Origin of the sequence: Streptomyces sp. OfavH-34-F (assembly GCF_022347745.1) — a bacterium.
Taxonomy (GTDB): Bacteria; Actinomycetota; Actinomycetes; order Streptomycetales; family Streptomycetaceae; genus Streptomyces.
Genome location: NZ_JAKRGC010000031.1, coordinates 1 through 16697 on the forward strand (window position 1 = coordinate 1; position 16697 = coordinate 16697).

Here is a 16697-nt window from a genome sequence, read left to right on the forward strand (position 1 = left end):
GGCGGCGCTGGGCGACGTGGAGCGGGACCGGGCGGCCCGGGTGGCGGATCTGCGGCGGCGGTAGCGCGAGGGCGCGTCCGGGGCGCCGCCCCCGGACCCCGCCCGTCAGCCGTTCGCCCGCAGGCCCCGCAGGGTCAGTTGCAGCAGACGGTCCGCCAGGTCCGGGTCGTCCGGGGACTGTTCCGCCGCCAGCGCGATCGCGTTCGTCAGCTGCATCAGATCGTCGATCGAGACGTCCGCCCGGACCGTGCCGCTCGACTGGGCGCGGACCAGGAGCACCGAACCCGCCTCGCGCAGCGGCGTATTGCACCGGGCCAGCGCCGAACTCTCGTCGCGGCAGGTGGACATCAGGGCCTGGGCGAGCCCGCGGTACTCACCCGCATGAGTGACGATCGCCCCCAGCCACTCCACCAGCGCGGCGCACGGCCGCTCCGCCCCGGCCAGTTCGCGGGAGCGGGTGATCAGGTCCGTCACCGCCTCCTGGAAGACCGCGCTCATCAGCGCGTGCCGGGTCGGGAAGTGCCGGTAGAGCGTGCCGATGCCCACTCCGGCGCGCCGGGCCACGTCCTCCAGGGACGCGTCGGTGCCGTGTTCCGCGAAGGCGGTACGGGCCTCCGCCAGCAGCCGGCCGTAGTTCCGGCGCGCGTCGGCACGCATGGGCCGGGCGGGCGCCCCCGTCGTGCTCATCGCCATCGTGCGGTCCCTCCTGTCTCCCCGGTCTCCAGCATGCCATCGCGCGGCCGGTGGCCGTCCCCGAATGCACCGGTGCCCCGGTCACGTCCGACGACGCGACCGGGGCACCCGGGGACGGGCCCCGTGTCAGTCCTTGATCTCGCAGATGACGGCGCCGGAGGAGATCGAGCTGCCGACCTCGGCGGCCAGGCCCTTCACCGTGCCGGAGCGGTGCGCGTTCAGCGGCTGCTCCATCTTCATGGCCTCCAGGACGACGATCAGGTCGCCCTCCTTGACTTCCTGGCCCTCCTCCACGGCGATCTTCACGATCGTGCCCTGCATCGGGGAGGCGAGGGTGTCGCCGGAGACCGCGGAGCCGGACTTCTTGGCCGCGCGGCGCTTGGGCTTGGCGCCCGCCGCGAGGCCGGTACGGGCCAGGCTCATGCCGAGCGAGGAGGGCAGCGAGACCTCCAGGCGCTTGCCCCCGACCTCGACGACCACCGTCTCGCGGCCGGCCTCGTCGTCGGCCTCCGCCTCGGCGGGCGCGGCGAACGGCTTGATCTCGTTGACGAACTCCGTCTCGATCCAGCGGGTGTGGACGCGGAACGGGTCGGCGGTGAACGCCGGGTCCGTCACGACCGCACGGTGGAACGGGATGGCCGTCGCCATGCCCTCGACGGTGAACTCCGCCAGGGCGCGGGCGGCACGCTGGAGCGCCTGCTCACGCGTCGCACCGGTGACGATCAGCTTCGCCAGCAGCGAGTCCCAGGCGGGGCCGATGACCGAGCCGGACTCCACGCCGGCGTCCAGGCGGACGCCCGGACCGGTCGGCGGGTCGAACCGGGTGACGGTGCCGGGGGCCGGCAGGAAGCCCCGGCCCGGGTCCTCGCCGTTGATCCGGAACTCGAACGAGTGACCGCGCGAGGCGGGGTCGTCGTAACCCAGCTCCTCGCCGTCGGCGATCCGGAACATCTCGCGGACCAGGTCGATGCCGGAGACCTCCTCCGTCACCGGGTGCTCCACCTGGAGCCGGGTGTTGACCTCCAGGAAGGAGATCGTGCCGTCCAGGCCGACCAGGAACTCGACCGTGCCGGCGCCGACGTAGCCGGCCTCCTTGAGGATCGCCTTCGAGGCGGCGTACAGCTCGGCGTTCTGCTCGTCGGAGAGGAAGGGGGCCGGGGCCTCCTCGACGAGCTTCTGGTGGCGGCGCTGGAGCGAGCAGTCACGGGTCGAGACGACGACCACGTTGCCGTGGGTGTCGGCCAGGCACTGGGTCTCCACGTGGCGCGGCTTGTCGAGGTAGCGCTCGACGAAGCACTCCCCGCGCCCGAACGCGGCGACCGCCTCGCGGACCGCGGAGTCGTACAGCTCGGGGATCTCCTCCAGCGTGCGGGCGACCTTGAGGCCGCGTCCGCCACCGCCGAAGGCGGCCTTGATCGCGATCGGCAGGCCGTGCTCCTCGGCGAACGCCACGACCTCCTCGGAGCCCGATACCGGGTCCGGGGTGCCCGCGACGAGCGGAGCGCCGGCGCGCTGGGCGATGTGGCGGGCGGCGACCTTGTCACCGAGGTCCCGGATCGCCTGCGGCGGCGGGCCGATCCACGTCAGACCGGCGTCCAGCACGGCCTGGGCGAACTCGGCGTTCTCCGAGAGGAAGCCGTAGCCGGGGTGGATCGCGTCCGCACCGGAGTCCTCGGCAGCCTGGAGAACCTTGGCGATGTCCAGGTAGCTGGTCGCCGGGGTGTCACCGCCCAGAGCGAATGCCTCGTCGGCCGCGCGGACATGCAGAGCGTCACGGTCCGGGTCGGCGTAGACGGCCACGCTCCCGATACCCGCGTCCCGGCAGGCCCGAGCAACACGGACAGCAATTTCGCCACGGTTGGCGATGAGCACCTTGCGCACGATGGCTCCCTCCTTGAAACAAGCTGAGTTTAGGGACTACCGACACGGTCCTACGACCCGTCCCCAATGGTGAGCTTGCCCACACGGAGTGTGATTCGAGGCGTGCTCGAGTCGCGAAATCCCTTGTGCCACCACGGTACGCCGGGTTCTGAAACCGCACAGTAGCGACCAGGTGTGGCCCAGGTCTCTATCGGCACGGGCAGCGACTTACGGTGATTCTTTGTGGAGTTCCCACTAAGGGGTGGGCAATTCTTTGCCCGCCGCGCGAAAGCCCGGACCCATAGGGGTACGCCGGGGTTACGCACGGCTCTTGTCGTGGCCATTACTCATTAGTAAGGTCCGCGCTATCGAACGTACTGCTGGTAACAGGGGGTGAGCGTCGTGGTGCGCAGGCCGGCGGCCGTTCTGGCCGCCCTCGCGCTGGTCGTGGAAGCCGTGGGCATCGTGATCGTCCACGTGGTCCTGGGCACGGTGGTGAAGAACCAGGACATGTCCCTGGCCGGGACGGACCCCGGGATGATGTCCAAGGGCACCTGGGTGCTCGGCGGCGTCTGCGGGCTGTTCCTGCTCCTGTGCGCCGTGCTCCTCCTGCTGGCGGGCGTCCGCGACCGCGCTCCGGGGCGCCCGGCCCGCATCGCGCTGATCGGCTGCGCCGTCCTGCACGGGGTCCTCGGCGCCCTGACGGTCGGCCTCGTCGGCTGGGCGGCGTTCGCCTGGATGATGCTGATGCTCGGCCTGATCGTGCTCGCGCTGGTGGCCTACGGGCCCCGCACCGCCGACCCGGCCGCCGGAGCGGCCGCCGGGCCGAAGGCCGGCCCCGAGCCCGAGCAGCCGGCCGCGCCCGCCCCCGCCTGAGCCGCCCCGGGCCCGCTCAGGCCCAGAGGTCGGTGACCGAGATCCCCAGCTCGCCCAGCAGGTGGCGCAGCAGCGGCAGCGACAGGCCGATGACGTTGCCCGGGTCGCCCTCGATCGACTCCACGAACGGCGCGGACCGCCCGTCGAGGGTGAAGGCGCCCGCCACGTGCAGCGGTTCGCCGGAGGCCACGTAGGCGGCGATCTCGGCGTCGGTCGGCTCGCCGAAGCGGACCGTGGTGGACGCCGTCCGCGAGACCGTCCGGCCGGTCGTGGTGTCCGTCAGGCTGTGCCCCGTCCGCAGCACCCCGGCGCGCCCGCGCATCGACTTCCAGCGGGCGGTGGCCTCCTCGGCGTCGGCGGGCTTGCCGAGGGCCTCGCCGTCCAGCTCCAGCACCGAGTCGCAGCCGATGACCAGGGCGCCGGCGGCCTCGGGGAGGGCGGCGACGACGGCCGCCTTGGCCTCGGCGAGCACCAGGGCGAGAGCGGCGGGGGTGGCGGCGGTGAGGGCGTCCTCGTCGACGCCGCTGACGATGACCTCCGGCCGGAAGCCGGCCTGGCGCAGGAGGCCGAGGCGGGCCGGGGAGGCGGAGGCGAGGACGAGGCGGCGGGGTGCGGTCATGGCCGCCATCGTACGGAGGCGGACGGGGCCGGGGGCGCCGGACCCGGAGAGGCCGGGCCGAAGCTCAGCGAGTACCCAGCACGAGCATGGCGACGACCATCGCCAGCGCCAGCAGCAGACCTGCCCGGCGCATCATGTCCACCGCGTCGCGGAGTTCCTTGGGGGGCTTGTTCTCGGGGTCGGACCAGAGCATGACGTGATCCTCGCGGGCGCGCCCCGGGCGGCGCCTGAGTACGCGTACTCAACCGCCGCCCCACCCGTCACCAGCGGTTATGCGGGCCAGTACGTACGGGCCCAGGCGCGCGGACCCGGCAGCGGGCGGCCGCGCCGGGCCAGCCGGCTCGGATCGGACCAGCCAGCGGGCGGCTGGGGTGTGCCGGACGACACGGCGGACGCCGCCGCCGCGCGGGCCCGGACCACCGCGAGCGCGGCGGCCAGCTCCTCCGGGGTCGGGTTGCCCCGTACGACCTTGATCATGGCCAGGACCCTTTCTAGAGGGGGATGTTGCCGTGCTTCTTGGGCGGCAGCGCCTCGCGCTTGGTCCGCAGCTGGCGCAGCGCCTTCACGATGTGGGCCCGCGTGTCGGACGGCATGATCACCGCGTCCACGTACCCGCGCTCGGCGGCCACGTACGGGTTCAGCAGCGTGTCCTCGTAGTCCGCGATCAGCTCCGCGCGCGTCGCCTCCCGCTCGTCCGGGTCCTCGACGGCGGCGATCGTCCGGCGGTGCAGGATGTTGACCGCGCCCTGCGCGCCCATCACGGCGATCTGCGCGGTCGGCCAGGCGAGGTTGATGTCGGCGCCCAGGTGCTTGGAGCCCATGACGTCGTACGCGCCGCCGAACGCCTTGCGGGTGATCACCGTGATCAGCGGGACGGTCGCCTCCGCGTACGCGAAGATCAGCTTGGCGCCGCGCCGGATGATGCCGCCGTACTCCTGGTCGACGCCCGGAAGGAAGCCCGGCACGTCCACGAAGGTCAGCACCGGCACGTTGAACGCGTCGCAGGTGCGCACGAAGCGGGCCGCCTTCTCGCTGGCGTTGATGTCCAGACAGCCCGCGAACTGCATCGGCTGGTTGGCGACGATGCCGACCGGGTAGCCCTCGACCCGGCCGAACCCGGTGATGATGTTCGGCGCGAACAGGGCCTGGGTCTCCAGGAACTCGCCGTCGTCCAGCACGTGCTCGATGGCGGTGTGCATGTCGTACGGCTGGTTCGCCGAGTCCGGGACGAGGGTGTCCAGCTCGCGGTCCTCGTCGGTGACCGTCAGATCCGCCTCCTCCGGGAAGGCCGGGGCCTCCGAGAGGTTGTTCGACGGCAGGTAGGACAGCAGCGACTTGACGTACTCGATGGCGTCCTTCTCGTCGCCCGCCATGTGGTGCGCCACCCCGGAGGTGGTGTTGTGCGTACGGGCGCCGCCCAGCTCCTCGAAACCGACGTCCTCACCGGTGACCGTCTTGATGACGTCGGGGCCGGTGATGAACATGTGCGAGGTCTGGTCGACCATCACCGTGAAGTCCGTGATCGCGGGGGAGTACACCGCGCCGCCCGCGCACGGGCCGACGATCAGCGAGATCTGCGGGACCACGCCCGAGGCGTGCACGTTGCGCCGGAAGATCTCCGCGAAGAGACCCAGCGCCGCCACGCCCTCCTGGATGCGGGCGCCGCCGCCGTCGTTGATGCCGATGACCGGGCAGCCGGTCTTCAGCGCGAAGTCCATCACCTTGACGATCTTCTCACCGTAGACCTCGCCCAGCGAGCCGCCGAAGATCGTGAAGTCCTGCGAGTACACGCAGACGGGACGGCCGTCCACCGTGCCGTACCCGGTGACGACGCCGTCCCCGTACGGCCGGTTCTTCTCGATGCCGAAGTTCGTCGAGCGGTGCCGGGCGAACTCGTCGAGCTCCACGAAGGAACCCTCGTCGAGCAGCAGGTCGACGCGCTCGCGCGCCGTCAGCTTGCCCTTCGCGTGCTGCTTCTCCACCGCGCGCGCCGATCCCGCGTGGGTGGCCTCGCCGATGCGGCGCTGGAGGTCCGCGAGCTTGCCCGCGGTCGTGTGGAGGTCGATCTCTTCCGGCTCGGACATCGGGTGGCGGCTCCCTGCCTGGTCACGGGGACGACTGTGCTGCTGATCCGCTCGGGAATGATCCGCTGACGAACAGCTACTGAGCCGTAGCGTATCGGCGCGGATACCGTTCGGCAGTGCGTCGTTTGACACACCTAGGGTGGCTTGCATGACACCTTCGGATGCGCCACAGAGCCGTTGGTCGGACCTGGACCGGCCGCCCCTCAACGTCCCCGCGCTGCGCCGCGGACTGCTGCGGGAGGGCTCGCTGTGGACCGCCCTCGACGTGGTCGGCTCCACCGGCTCCACCAACACCGACCTGGCCGCCCGCGCGGCCGGACTCACCGAGGGCACGGTCCTCGTCGCCGAGGAGCAGACCGCCGGGCGCGGCCGCCTGGAGCGCAGCTGGACCGCCCCGGCCCGCTCCGGCCTCTTCTTCTCCGTCTACCTGTCCCCGACGGGCGTCCCGGCCGAGCGCTGGGGCTGGCTGCCGCTGCTCACCGGCGTCGCCGCGGCGACCGGGCTGGCCCGCAGCGCCGGCGTGGACATGGCGCTGAAGTGGCCCAACGACCTCCTCGTCACCGTGGCGGGCGAGGAACGCAAGACCGGCGGCATCCTCGCCGAGCGCGCCGGCGACGGCGTCGTCATCGGCATCGGCCTCAACGTCTCGCTGCGCGCCGGCGAACTGCCCGCCCCCACCGCCGCCTCGCTCGCCCTGGCCGGCGCGGTCTCCACCGACCGCGAGACGCTGCTGCGCGGCGTCCTGCGCTCCCTGGAGCACTGGTACGGGCGCTGGTGCGACGCGAAGGGCGACGCGGGCGCGAGCGGCGTGCAGGAGGCGTACGCGGCGGGCTGCGCGACCCTCGGCAAGACGGTCCGCGCCCAGCTCCCCGGCGATCGCACCCTCACCGGCGAGGCGGTCGCCGTGGACGGCGACGGGCGGCTGGTCCTGGCCACCGCGGACGGGCTGCGCGAGCCGGTCTCGGCGGGCGACATCGTGCACCTGCGGGGCATCGGAGGCGGCCTGACCTGAGCGGGCGCCGCGAAGGCGGTCACGTGACCGCCTTCGCAGCCGTCCGCCCGTGCGGACGTGAGGTAGGGCACACCTGCCGTATCGTTGAGGTGATCCACCGACGGACAGATCGGCAGGGCAGTGCGCAGGGAACGGGCAGGAGGCGGCTGGTGACCGTCGACGACACGACCTCCGGCGATGGTCCGCAGCATTCGTCGGACCCCTCGGTGCACCCCACCCCCCACCACGCCGTCGACCACACGGCCGAACCGACCGACGACCCCCTCGCGATCCGGCTGGAACAGCTGATCCTGGGCGCCGACCGGCGGTACACGCCCTTCCAGGCGGCCCGCACGGCCGGCGTCTCGATGGACCTGGCCTCCCGCTTCTGGCGGGCCATGGGCTTCGCGGACATCGGGCAGGCCAAGGCGCTCACCGAGGCGGACGTCCTGGCCCTGCGGCGGCTCTCCGGCCTGGTCGAGGCGGGGCTGCTCAGCGAGCCGATGGCGATCCAGGTGGCCCGCTCCACCGGGCAGACCACCGCCCGGCTGGCCGAATGGCAGATCGATTCCTTCCTGGAGGGCCTGACCGAGCCCCCCGAGCCCGGCATGACCCGCACCGAGGTCACCTACCCGCTGGTCGAACTGCTCCTGCCCGAGCTGGAGGAGTTCCTGGTGTACGTGTGGCGGCGCCAGCTCGCCGCCGCCACCGGCCGGGTCGTGCAGGCGGCGGACGACGAGGAGATGGTCGACCGGCGCCTGGCCGTCGGCTTCGCGGACCTCGTCGGCTTCACCCGGCTCACCCGCCGGCTGGAGGAGGAGGAGCTGGGCGAGCTGGTCGAGTCCTTCGAGACCACCTGCGCCGACCTCGTCGCCGCGCACGGCGGGCGGCTGATCAAGACCCTCGGCGACGAGGTCCTGTTCGCCGCCGACGACGCGGGCACCGCGGCCGAGATCGCGCTGCGGCTCATCGAGGCGATGGCCGCCGACGAGACCATGCCCGCGCTCCGGGTCGGCATCGCCTTCGGCACGGTCACCACCCGGATGGGCGATGTCTTCGGCACCACGGTGAACCTCGCCAGCCGGCTGACCTCCATAGCCCCCAAGGACGCGGTCCTGGTCGACGGGGCGTTCGCCGAGGAGCTGACGCGTACCGGGGACGCCCCGGTGTCGGAGGCGCGGGCGGCCGAGGAGGCCGCGGCGGCGGCCGAGCGGGCCGCGAAGGAGGGCCCGGACGCGGAGCCGGCCCCGGTGCCGAAGTACCGCTACGGGCTCCAGCCGATGTGGCAGCGCCCGGTCCGCGGCCTCGGGGTGGTCGAACCCTGGCTGCTGGCCCGCCGCGGCACGTCCTGAGCCGCTCCGGCCGCTTCCCGACCCGTTTCGGACACCCTTTCGGGGCGGAGTTCTAGGATTCCTGCGGTAACGCTCGTTAACCGACAGGGGTGCAGCATGACCGTCACGTCCGAGCAGCGCTACGGGGAGTTCGTCGCCGTACGGGTCCACGAGGGGCTGGAACACGTCGCCGAGCTGGTCCTCGACCGGCCGAAGGCCATGAACGCGGTGTCCACGGACATGGCCCGCTCGATCACCGCCGCCTGCGACGCGCTCGCCGCCGACCGGGACGTGCGGGTGACCGTGCTGACCTCCAGCCATGAGCGGGCCTTCTGCGTGGGCGCCGACCTCAAGGAGCGCAACTCCTTCACCGACGCCGACCTGGTGCGCCAGCGGCCCACCGCGCGCGCCGCCTACACCGGGGTGCTGGAGCTGCCGATGCCGACGATCGCCGCCGTGCACGGCTTCGCGCTCGGCGGCGGCTTCGAGCTGGCGCTCTCCTGCGACCTGATCGTCGCCGACCCGACCGCCGTGGTGGGGCTGCCCGAGGTCTCCGTGGGCGTCATCCCCGGCGGCGGCGGCACCCAGCTGCTGCCCCGCCGGGTCGGCGCCGCGCGCGCCGCCGAGCTGATCTTCAGCGCCCGCCGGGTGGAGGCGGCCGAGGCGCGGGAGCTGGGCCTGGTGGACGAGCTGGTGGCGGCGGGCGAGGACCGGTCCGAGGCACTGGCCCTGGCCGGCCGGATCGCGGGCAACTCGCCCGTGGGGCTGCGGGCGGCCAAGCGGGCGCTGCGGCTCGGACACGGGCTCGACCTGCGGGCCGGCCTGGACGTCGAGGACTCCGCGTGGCGCTCGGTGGCCTTCTCCGGGGACCGGGCGGAGGGCGTGGCCGCGTTCAACGAGAAGCGGAAGCCGAACTGGCCGGGCGAGTGACCCTGTGTGGTCGCCTGGGGAAGAAGGGTCACGCTCCGGAGTCGTCGGGCGATCACTTCACGCATACCGCCCTAAACTGGCGCAATGGGTGGTGACGACGCGCGGCTGAGGGCCGTGGTTTCGCTGGCGCAGACGATGGCCGCGGCGCACACCCCGCGGGGGTGCTGGCGAGCGGCGGCCCTGGGGGCCTGCGAGGCGCTGGGCGGCAGCTTCGCCGCGCTCTCGGTCTGGGAGCGCGGTCCGGGCAGGCTCAGGGTGCTGGTCAACGCCGGCGAGCGGGCCGAGGGCGAGGAGGAGTTCCCCGACGAGGAGGTCTACCCCGTCCACCGGTTCCCGGAGATCACCGAGTTCCTGCACGAGCGGTGGGCCGGGGGCGGCGAGCCGGACGCCTGGGTGGAGACCGCCGCCGGGCCCGAACCCGGGGAGGGCGGCGCGCACGGATACGGCCCCGGCTACTGCCACCAGCGCGTGGCGGCGCTGCGCCGGCGCGGCCGGGGCTGCTGCGTGGTCGCGCCGATCGTCCTGCACGGGCGGGCCTGGGGCGAGCTGTACGTGGCGCGGCCGGTGGGCGCGCCGGTGTTCGGCCGGGCGGACGCCGACTTCGCGACGGTGCTGGCCGCCGTGGTGGCCGCCGGGCTCGCGCAGACCGAGCGCCTCGAAGAGGTCCGCAAGCTCGCGTTCACCGATCCGCTGACCGGGCTGGCCAACCGGCGGGCCGTGGACATGCGGCTGGACGAGGCGCTGGAGCGGCACCGGGCGGACGGCGCGGTGGTCAGCCTGGTGGTGTGCGACCTCAACGGGCTGAAGCGGGTCAACGACACCCACGGCCACGCCGTCGGCGACCGGCTGCTGGAACGATTCGGCTCAGTGCTCTCCCGGTGCGGGGCCATACTGCCCGGCGCGCTGGCCGCCCGGCTCGGCGGCGACGAGTTCTGCCTGCTGGCGGTGGGGCCCGGGGCGGACGAGGTGGTCGCCGTCGCCACCGAACTGTGCGAGCGCGCGGCCGGGCTCGAACTCGGCAACGGGGTCGCCTGCGGGATGGCGTCCACCGGTGACCCCATCGGCCCCGGCGTCTCGGCCCGGCGGCTGTTCCGGCTGGCGGACGCGGCCCAGTACCGGGCGAAGGCGGCCCGCTCCGACCGCCCGGTGGTGGCGGGGCGCGACGGCGAGGTCATCCGGCTCGCCGACTCACCGCCGAAGCCCCCGCACGACCGCCGCAGGCTGCGCGGCAGCCACCCCGAGGCGTGACCTCCGGGCCGGCCTCCGCGTAAGGGGTCCACCCGCCGACCACTGGTGACATGAAGGGTTTCAGTCCGTACGCTGCTGAATATGGATATGCACACAGTCGTGCTGGGGACGTCCGGCACCACCGCCCGCGACGTCATCGCCGTGGCCCGCGGCAACGCCCGTGTCGAACTCTCCGGCGACGCGGTGGAGGCCCTGGCCGCCGCACGCGAGATCGTGGACGCGCTCGCCGCCAAGCCCGAGCCGGTCTACGGCGTCTCCACCGGATTCGGCGCCCTCGCCACCCGCCACATCAGCCCCGAACTGCGCGCCCGGCTCCAGCGCAACATCGTCCGCTCGCACGCCGCCGGCATGGGCCCGCGCGTCGAGCGCGAGGTGGTCCGGGCCCTGATGTTCCTGCGGCTGAAGACGGTCGCCTCCGGCCACACCGGCGTCCGGCCCGAGGTCGCCCAGACCATGGCCGACGTCCTCAACGCCGGGATCACCCCCGTCGTCCACGAGTACGGCTCGCTCGGCTGCTCCGGCGACCTGGCACCCCTGTCGCACTGCGCGCTGACGCTGATGGGCGAGGGCGACGCGGAGGGCCCGGACGGCACCGTACGCCCCGCCGGGGAACTCCTCGCCGCCCACGGCATCACCCCGGTCGAGCTGCGCGAGAAGGAGGGCCTGGCCCTCCTCAACGGCACCGACGGCATGCTCGGCATGCTGATCATGGCCCTCGCCGACCTGGGGGCGCTCTACACCTCCGCCGACATCACCGCCGCCCTCAGCCTGGAGGCCCTGCTCGGCACCGACAAGGTCCTCGCGCCCGAGCTGCACGCCATCCGCCCGCACCCCGGCCAGGGCGCCAGCGCCGACAACATGCTGCGGGTCCTGGCGGGCTCGGGCCTGACCGGCCATCACCAGGACGACGCCCCGCGCGTCCAGGACGCCTACTCGGTGCGCTGCGCACCCCAGGTCAACGGGGCCGGCCGGGACACCCTCGCGTACGCCGCGACCGTCGCCGACCGCGAACTGGCCGCCGCCGTGGACAACCCGGTGGTCCTGCCCGGGGGCCGGGTCGAGTCCAACGGCAACTTCCACGGGGCGCCCGTCGCGTACGTCCTGGACTTCCTGGCCATCGCCGCCGCCGACCTCGGCTCGATCACCGAGCGCCGCACCGACCGGCTGCTCGACAAGAACCGCTCGCACGGGCTGCCGCCGTTCCTCGCCGACGACGCGGGCGTGGACTCGGGCCTGATGATCGCCCAGTACACCCAGGCCGCCCTCGTCGGCGAGATGAAGCGGCTCGCCGTCCCGGCCTCCGCCGACTCCATCCCGTCCTCCGCGATGCAGGAGGACCACGTCTCGATGGGCTGGTCGGCCGCGCGCAAGCTGCGCACCGCCGTGGACAACCTCGCCCGGATCGTCGCCGTCGAGCTGTACGCCGCGACCCGCGCCGTCGAGCTGCGCGTCCAGCAGGGCCTCACCCCGGCCCCGGCCACCCGGGCTGCCGTGGAGGCGCTGCGCGCGGCGGGCGTGGAGGGCCCCGGCCCGGACCGCTTCCTGTCGCCGGACCTGGCCGCCGCCGAGGCGTTCGTCCGGTCGGGCGGGCTGATCGCGGCCGTGGAGCCGGTCACCGGACCGCTGGCCTGAGCGGGTTTCCCGCCGCCCGGAGCCGGGAAGCGGCCACCGGACCCGTCCGGTGGCCGCTTCGCCGTACCGGAGGTCAGAGGGCCGGGCGCGGACCCGCCCGGCGCGCGGAGTACGTCACCAGGCCGGCGCCCATGCCCAGGAAGGCCGCACCGCCGAGCAGGTACGGCGTGGTGTCGACGCCCCCGCCGGTCTCGGCGAGCGCGGCGGAGCCCGGCTCCCCGCCGCTCGCCGCGGCACCGCCGGACGTGGCGGGGGCACCGCCCGTCTCGTCCGAGGCGTTGGCCGAGGGGACGAACCACAGGGCGCACAGCAGCGTCCCCGCGGTGATGGCGGTCAGGAGCGGGCGGCGTGCCATGGCCACGGAATCGGTCCCCCTGGTGTCGACCGGGAATAGGGCTCGGCGCCGATGCTAGTGAGTGCCGGGGGGCGCGCGGAAGGCGTGGAGGGAGCGTTCCGGAAGTCCGCCGGGAAGCCGTCGGCACCCGGTGCGCGTGCATGGGCCGGCCGCGGTGCGGGAAGGCGTCCCGCAAGCCCCTCACCGGGCCGCCCGGACGGTGGGGGCCCGGCCGGGCGTCCCGCACAATGGAGGGGAGGCCGACGGCCGCGATGCCGCCGGACGGCAGGCCCGTGCCGCCGAAGGACGGCCCCCGGCCGCGCCCGGCGGGCGGAGCGGATCCCTGCCGCGGACGCGGAACCACCGCCCCCGGCACGGCGTCGATGAGTGGTGTTCCCCACACATTCGACGCACGTGGAACGGGAATCCCGTACAAGGGGTTCTTGGAACATTGACGGGGTTTCGCCGCAGGGCGGCCTCGCTCGGGGTTTTCGGGGATTTCGGCAACGATGGAGAAGCGTGTGATGACGGACAGCAAGCGGCGCAAGGGCCTGATGGCCGCGTCCGCACTGCTCGGCGGCGTACTGGTGCTTTCCGCCTGTAACGACGACGGCGGCAGCGGCGACACGGGCGGTCCCAGCCCCGCGAGCTCGAAGTCCCAGGCGGCCGACGTGGACAAGGCGGCGGCCGAGGAGACCTCCGAGGCCCAGATAGCGATCTCGCCCAAGAACGGCGCGACCAACGCGAGCATCAACAACGCCGCCAAGGTCACCGTCACCAAGGGCAAGCTGACGTCCGTCGTCATGACCACCAAGGACGGCAAGAACGTTTCGGGCACCCTGGCCGCCGACGGCACCAGCTGGCAGCCCGACGGCCAGCTGGAGCGCTCGACCACCTACCGGATCAGCGCCACCGCCAAGGACGCCAAGAACCGCGAGGCGCACGAGAACTCCTCGTTCACCACCGTCTCGCCCGCCAACAGCTTCATCGGGAACTTCACCCCCGAGGACGGCTCCACGGTCGGCGTCGGCATGCCCGTCTCGATCAACTTCAACAAGCCGATCACCGACACCAAGGCCGTCCAGAACGGCATCAAGGTGACCTCCAGCAGCGGCCAGGAAGTCGTCGGCCACTGGTTCAACTCCCAGCGCCTCGACCTGCGCCCCCAGGAGTACTGGAAGGCCGGCTCCACCGTCACGCTGAAGCTGTCCCTGGACGGCGTCGAGGGCGCGGACGGCGTCTACGGCGTCCAGCAGAAGACGGTCACCTTCAAGATCGGCCGCAGCCAGGTCTCCACGGTCGACGCCAAGACCCACATGATGACCGTCACCCGCGACGGCAAGACGATCAGGACGATCCCGATCTCCGCGGGCTCGCCCGACAACCCCACGTACAACGGCCAGATGGTGATCTCCGAGAAGTACAAGGAGACCCGGATGAACGGCGCCACGGTCGGCTTCACCGACGACGACGGCAAGGGCGAGTACGACATCAAGGACGTGCCCCACGCCATGCGGCTGTCCACGTCGGGCACCTTCATCCACGGCAACTACTGGGGCAAGGGCATCTTCGGCAAGGCCAACACCAGCCACGGCTGCGTGGGCCTCGCCGACGTCAAGGGCGCCGGTGACGCCAACCAGCCCGCCGCCTGGTTCTACAACAACTCCCTGATCGGTGACGTCGTCATCGTCAAGAACTCCCCGGACAAGACGATCCAGCCCTCCAACGGCCTCAACGGCTGGAACATGAGCTGGGCCGACTGGACGGCGGGCTCCGCCGCCTGACCGGCGCGCGCGCCGCGTCCCCCCACCCCGTACGCCCCCGCCCGTCCCATGACCTCGGAGGTAATCGACGCCCCCGGCGCCCCCCGGCAGCATGGAACCCCTCAGCCGAACGCACCGCCGTCACGAACCGGAGGGCACGCCATGACCGCCTACGCCATCGCGCACCTGTACCCCGAGGGCCGCCCCAACGACGAGGTCATCGACTACATCGAGCGCATCCAGGCGACCATGGACCCTTACGGCGGCCGGTTCCTCGTCCACAACAGCCCGGTCGAGGTGGTCGAGGGCGCGTGGCCCGGCGCCGTGGTCGTCCTCGCCTTCCCCGGCATGGCCGAGGCACGCGCCTGGTACGCCTCCCCGGCCTACCAGGAGCTGGTCCCGCTGCGGACCCGGCACATGGCCGGTGACGTAGTGCTCGTCGAGGGCGTGGCGCCGGACTACGACCCCGCCGCCACGGCCGCCGCGCTGCGGGCCGCGGGCGGTGCCGCCCCGGTGGCGCAGCGCCCGTAGGGCCGCACCGCCGCCCCGGACCTCACAGTCGACCCCGGGTGACTGTGAGGTTCACCACTTCGGGGGGTTCTCCGGCAGGGCACCAACCCGGCCATTCATGCCCGGATACGGCCTCGCACAAGGCCGTTGGCCGGGTCCGGGGCGTCCATCCGGGGGATCACCATGTGGATGGCAGGGGCCGGGGGCCCGACCCACTGGGAGAATCGATACGCCACGACGGTCCTGTACGCCGCAGTCGCGAGACGGTAAGCGCGATGTTCCGGCGACGCCCTCAATGGGGAGGGGGGACCTGGCGCCCCTCGGGACGGGGGCGCCCCGCGTATGAGACGACCCATGGAAGGTCTTGATCAGATGTCGGTCACCCCTGACGCCGCCACCTCCCACACCGCCGAGCACCGCATCATCGAGCCGCTGTACGCCGAGATCCTCCGCCGCAACCAGGGCGAGAAGGAGTTCCACCAGGCCGTCCGGGAGGTCCTGGAGACCCTCGGCCCGGTGCTGGCCCAGCGGCCGGAGTTCGTGGACGCCCGGATCATCGAGCGCATATGCGAGCCGGAGCGCCAGCTCATCTTCCGGGTGCCGTGGGCGGACGACTCGGGCGACATCCACGTCAACCGCGGCTTCCGCGTCGAGTTCTCCAGCTCCCTCGGCCCCTACAAGGGCGGGCTGCGCTTCCACCCCTCGGTCAACCTCGGCATCGTGAAGTTCCTCGGCTTCGAGCAGATCTTCAAGAACGCCCTCACCGGCATGCCCATCGGCGGCGGCAAGGGCGGCGCGGACTTCGACCCGAAGGGCCGCTCGGACGCCGAGATCATGCGCTTCTGCCAGTCCTTCATGACCGAGCTGCACCGCCACCTCGGCGAGTACACCGACGTCCCCGCGGGTGACATCGGGGTCGGCGGCCGCGAGATCGGCTACCTCTTCGGCCAGTACAAGCGGATCACCAACCGCTACGAGTCCGGCGTCCTCACCGGCAAGGGCCTCGGCTGGGGCGGCGCCCTCGTCCGCACCGAGGCGACCGGCTACGGCTGCGTCATGTTCACCGAGGAGATGCTCCGCAGCCGCGGCGAGTCCCTCGACGGCCAGCGCATCGCCGTCTCCGGCTCCGGCAACGTCGCGATCTACGCCATCGAGAAGGCCCAGCAGCTCGGCGCGACCGTCGTCACCGCCTCCGACTCGGCCGGCTACGTCGTCGACGACAAGGGCATCGACCTCGACCTGCTCAAGGAGATCAAGGAGCAGCGCCGGGGCCGCATCTCCGAGTACGCCGAGCGGCGCGGCGCCCACGTGAAGTACGTCGAGGGCGCCGGCGTCTGGAACGTCCCCGTGGACGTGGCGCTGCCCTGCGCCACCCAGAACGAGCTGCACGAGGCCGACGCCCTCACCCTGGTGCGCAACGGCGTCAAGGCCGTCGCCGAGGGCGCCAACATGCCCACCACCCCCGAGGCCGTCCGCGTCTTCCAGGACGCCGGAGTGGCCTTCGCGCCCGGCAAGGCGGCCAACGCGGGCGGCGTGGCCACCAGCGCCCTGGAGATGCAGCAGAACGCCTCGCGCGACTCGTGGACCTTCGCCCACACCGAGCAGCGCCTGGCGGAGATCATGCGCCACATCCACAACTCCTGCTTCACCACCGCGGAGAAGTACGGCAGCCCCGGCAACTACGTCGTCGGCGCCAACATCGCCGGCTTCGAGCTGGTCGCGGACGCGATGCTGGCCCAGGGCCTGATCTGACCCGTCCCACGACGCACCGAACGGCCGGGAGACGCCTCTCCCGGCCGTTCCGCGTTCACGGCGCCACGAGGTCC

Annotated in this window: 16 protein-coding genes; 9 read left to right on the forward strand and 7 right to left on the reverse strand. The window is 72.7% G+C overall.

The window, feature by feature from the left end; genetic code table 11:
* Window positions 1-105 precede the first annotated feature (105 nt).
* Together MHW47_RS08160 and MHW47_RS08165 are read right to left on the reverse strand one after the other, a co-directional pair.
* Window positions 106-693, reverse strand: a complete 588-nt coding sequence (locus MHW47_RS08160; protein WP_239221955.1) for a TetR/AcrR family transcriptional regulator — start codon at window positions 691-693, stop codon at window positions 106-108.
* A gap of 126 nt (window positions 694-819) precedes the next feature.
* Window positions 820-2574: a biotin carboxylase N-terminal domain-containing protein gene (locus MHW47_RS08165; protein ID WP_239221956.1), complete on the reverse strand. Its 1755-nt coding sequence runs from the start codon at window positions 2572-2574 to the stop codon at window positions 820-822.
* A 372-nt stretch (window positions 2575-2946) separates the two neighbouring features.
* On the opposite strand from MHW47_RS08165, the gene MHW47_RS08170 reads away from it, so the two are divergent.
* Window positions 2947-3429, forward strand: coding sequence for a hypothetical protein (locus MHW47_RS08170; RefSeq protein ID WP_239221957.1), 483 nt, complete (start codon window positions 2947-2949; stop codon window positions 3427-3429).
* 16 nt (window positions 3430-3445) lie between these two features.
* Here MHW47_RS08170 and MHW47_RS08175 read toward each other — a convergent pair whose 3' ends face one another.
* From MHW47_RS08175 to MHW47_RS08185, 4 genes are all read right to left on the reverse strand, one after another.
* On the reverse strand, window positions 3446-4057 hold the full coding sequence (locus MHW47_RS08175; RefSeq protein ID WP_239221958.1) for a nucleoside triphosphate pyrophosphatase: 612 nt from the start codon (window positions 4055-4057) through the stop codon (window positions 3446-3448).
* Between the two features lie 55 nt (window positions 4058-4112).
* Window positions 4113-4241, reverse strand: coding sequence for a morphogenic membrane protein MmpB (gene mmpB, locus MHW47_RS35680; RefSeq protein WP_275448979.1), 129 nt, complete (start codon window positions 4239-4241; stop codon window positions 4113-4115).
* Between the two features lie 77 nt (window positions 4242-4318).
* Window positions 4319-4525, reverse strand: coding sequence for an acyl-CoA carboxylase epsilon subunit (locus MHW47_RS08180; protein WP_239221959.1), 207 nt, complete (start codon window positions 4523-4525; stop codon window positions 4319-4321).
* A 14-nt stretch (window positions 4526-4539) separates the two neighbouring features.
* Window positions 4540-6132 (reverse strand): acyl-CoA carboxylase subunit beta, encoded by a 1593-nt coding sequence (locus MHW47_RS08185; RefSeq protein WP_239221960.1) that lies wholly within the window; start codon window positions 6130-6132, stop codon window positions 4540-4542.
* A 148-nt stretch (window positions 6133-6280) separates the two neighbouring features.
* Here MHW47_RS08185 and MHW47_RS08190 point away from each other — a divergent pair, with 148 nt between their 5' ends.
* The 5 genes from MHW47_RS08190 (at window position 6281) to hutH (ending at window position 12264) form a co-directional block, all read left to right on the forward strand.
* Window positions 6281-7144: a biotin--[acetyl-CoA-carboxylase] ligase gene (locus tag MHW47_RS08190; protein ID WP_239221961.1), complete on the forward strand. Its 864-nt coding sequence runs from the start codon at window positions 6281-6283 to the stop codon at window positions 7142-7144.
* Between the two features lie 149 nt (window positions 7145-7293).
* A complete protein-coding gene (locus MHW47_RS08195) occupies window positions 7294-8475 on the forward strand; it encodes an adenylate/guanylate cyclase domain-containing protein (RefSeq protein WP_239221962.1) in 1182 nt (393 codons plus the stop codon).
* Between the two features lie 96 nt (window positions 8476-8571).
* Window positions 8572-9384 (forward strand): enoyl-CoA hydratase/isomerase family protein, encoded by an 813-nt coding sequence (locus MHW47_RS08200; protein ID WP_239221963.1) that lies wholly within the window; start codon window positions 8572-8574, stop codon window positions 9382-9384.
* An 84-nt stretch (window positions 9385-9468) separates the two neighbouring features.
* Entirely contained in the window at window positions 9469-10632 is a 1164-nt protein-coding gene (locus MHW47_RS08205) for a GGDEF domain-containing protein (RefSeq protein WP_239221964.1), read from the forward strand.
* 81 nt (window positions 10633-10713) lie between these two features.
* Window positions 10714-12264, forward strand: a complete 1551-nt coding sequence (gene hutH, locus MHW47_RS08210) for a histidine ammonia-lyase (protein WP_239221965.1) — start codon at window positions 10714-10716, stop codon at window positions 12262-12264.
* 73 nt (window positions 12265-12337) lie between these two features.
* On the opposite strand, the gene MHW47_RS08215 is transcribed toward hutH, so the two are convergent.
* A complete protein-coding gene (locus MHW47_RS08215) occupies window positions 12338-12625 on the reverse strand; it encodes a hypothetical protein (protein ID WP_239221966.1) in 288 nt (95 codons plus the stop codon).
* 482 nt (window positions 12626-13107) lie between these two features.
* On the opposite strand from MHW47_RS08215, the gene MHW47_RS08220 reads away from it, so the two are divergent.
* From MHW47_RS08220 to gdhA, 3 genes are all read left to right on the forward strand, one after another.
* On the forward strand, window positions 13108-14382 hold the full coding sequence (locus MHW47_RS08220) for an Ig-like domain-containing protein (RefSeq protein ID WP_239221967.1): 1275 nt from the start codon (window positions 13108-13110) through the stop codon (window positions 14380-14382).
* A 141-nt stretch (window positions 14383-14523) separates the two neighbouring features.
* Window positions 14524-14892, forward strand: a complete 369-nt coding sequence (locus MHW47_RS08225) for a DUF1330 domain-containing protein (protein WP_239221968.1) — start codon at window positions 14524-14526, stop codon at window positions 14890-14892.
* A gap of 351 nt (window positions 14893-15243) precedes the next feature.
* Complete coding sequence (gdhA, locus tag MHW47_RS08230) at window positions 15244-16623, forward strand: NADP-specific glutamate dehydrogenase (RefSeq protein WP_239221969.1); 1380 nt, start codon at window positions 15244-15246, stop codon at window positions 16621-16623.
* The last annotated feature ends 74 nt before the right edge of the window (window positions 16624-16697 follow it).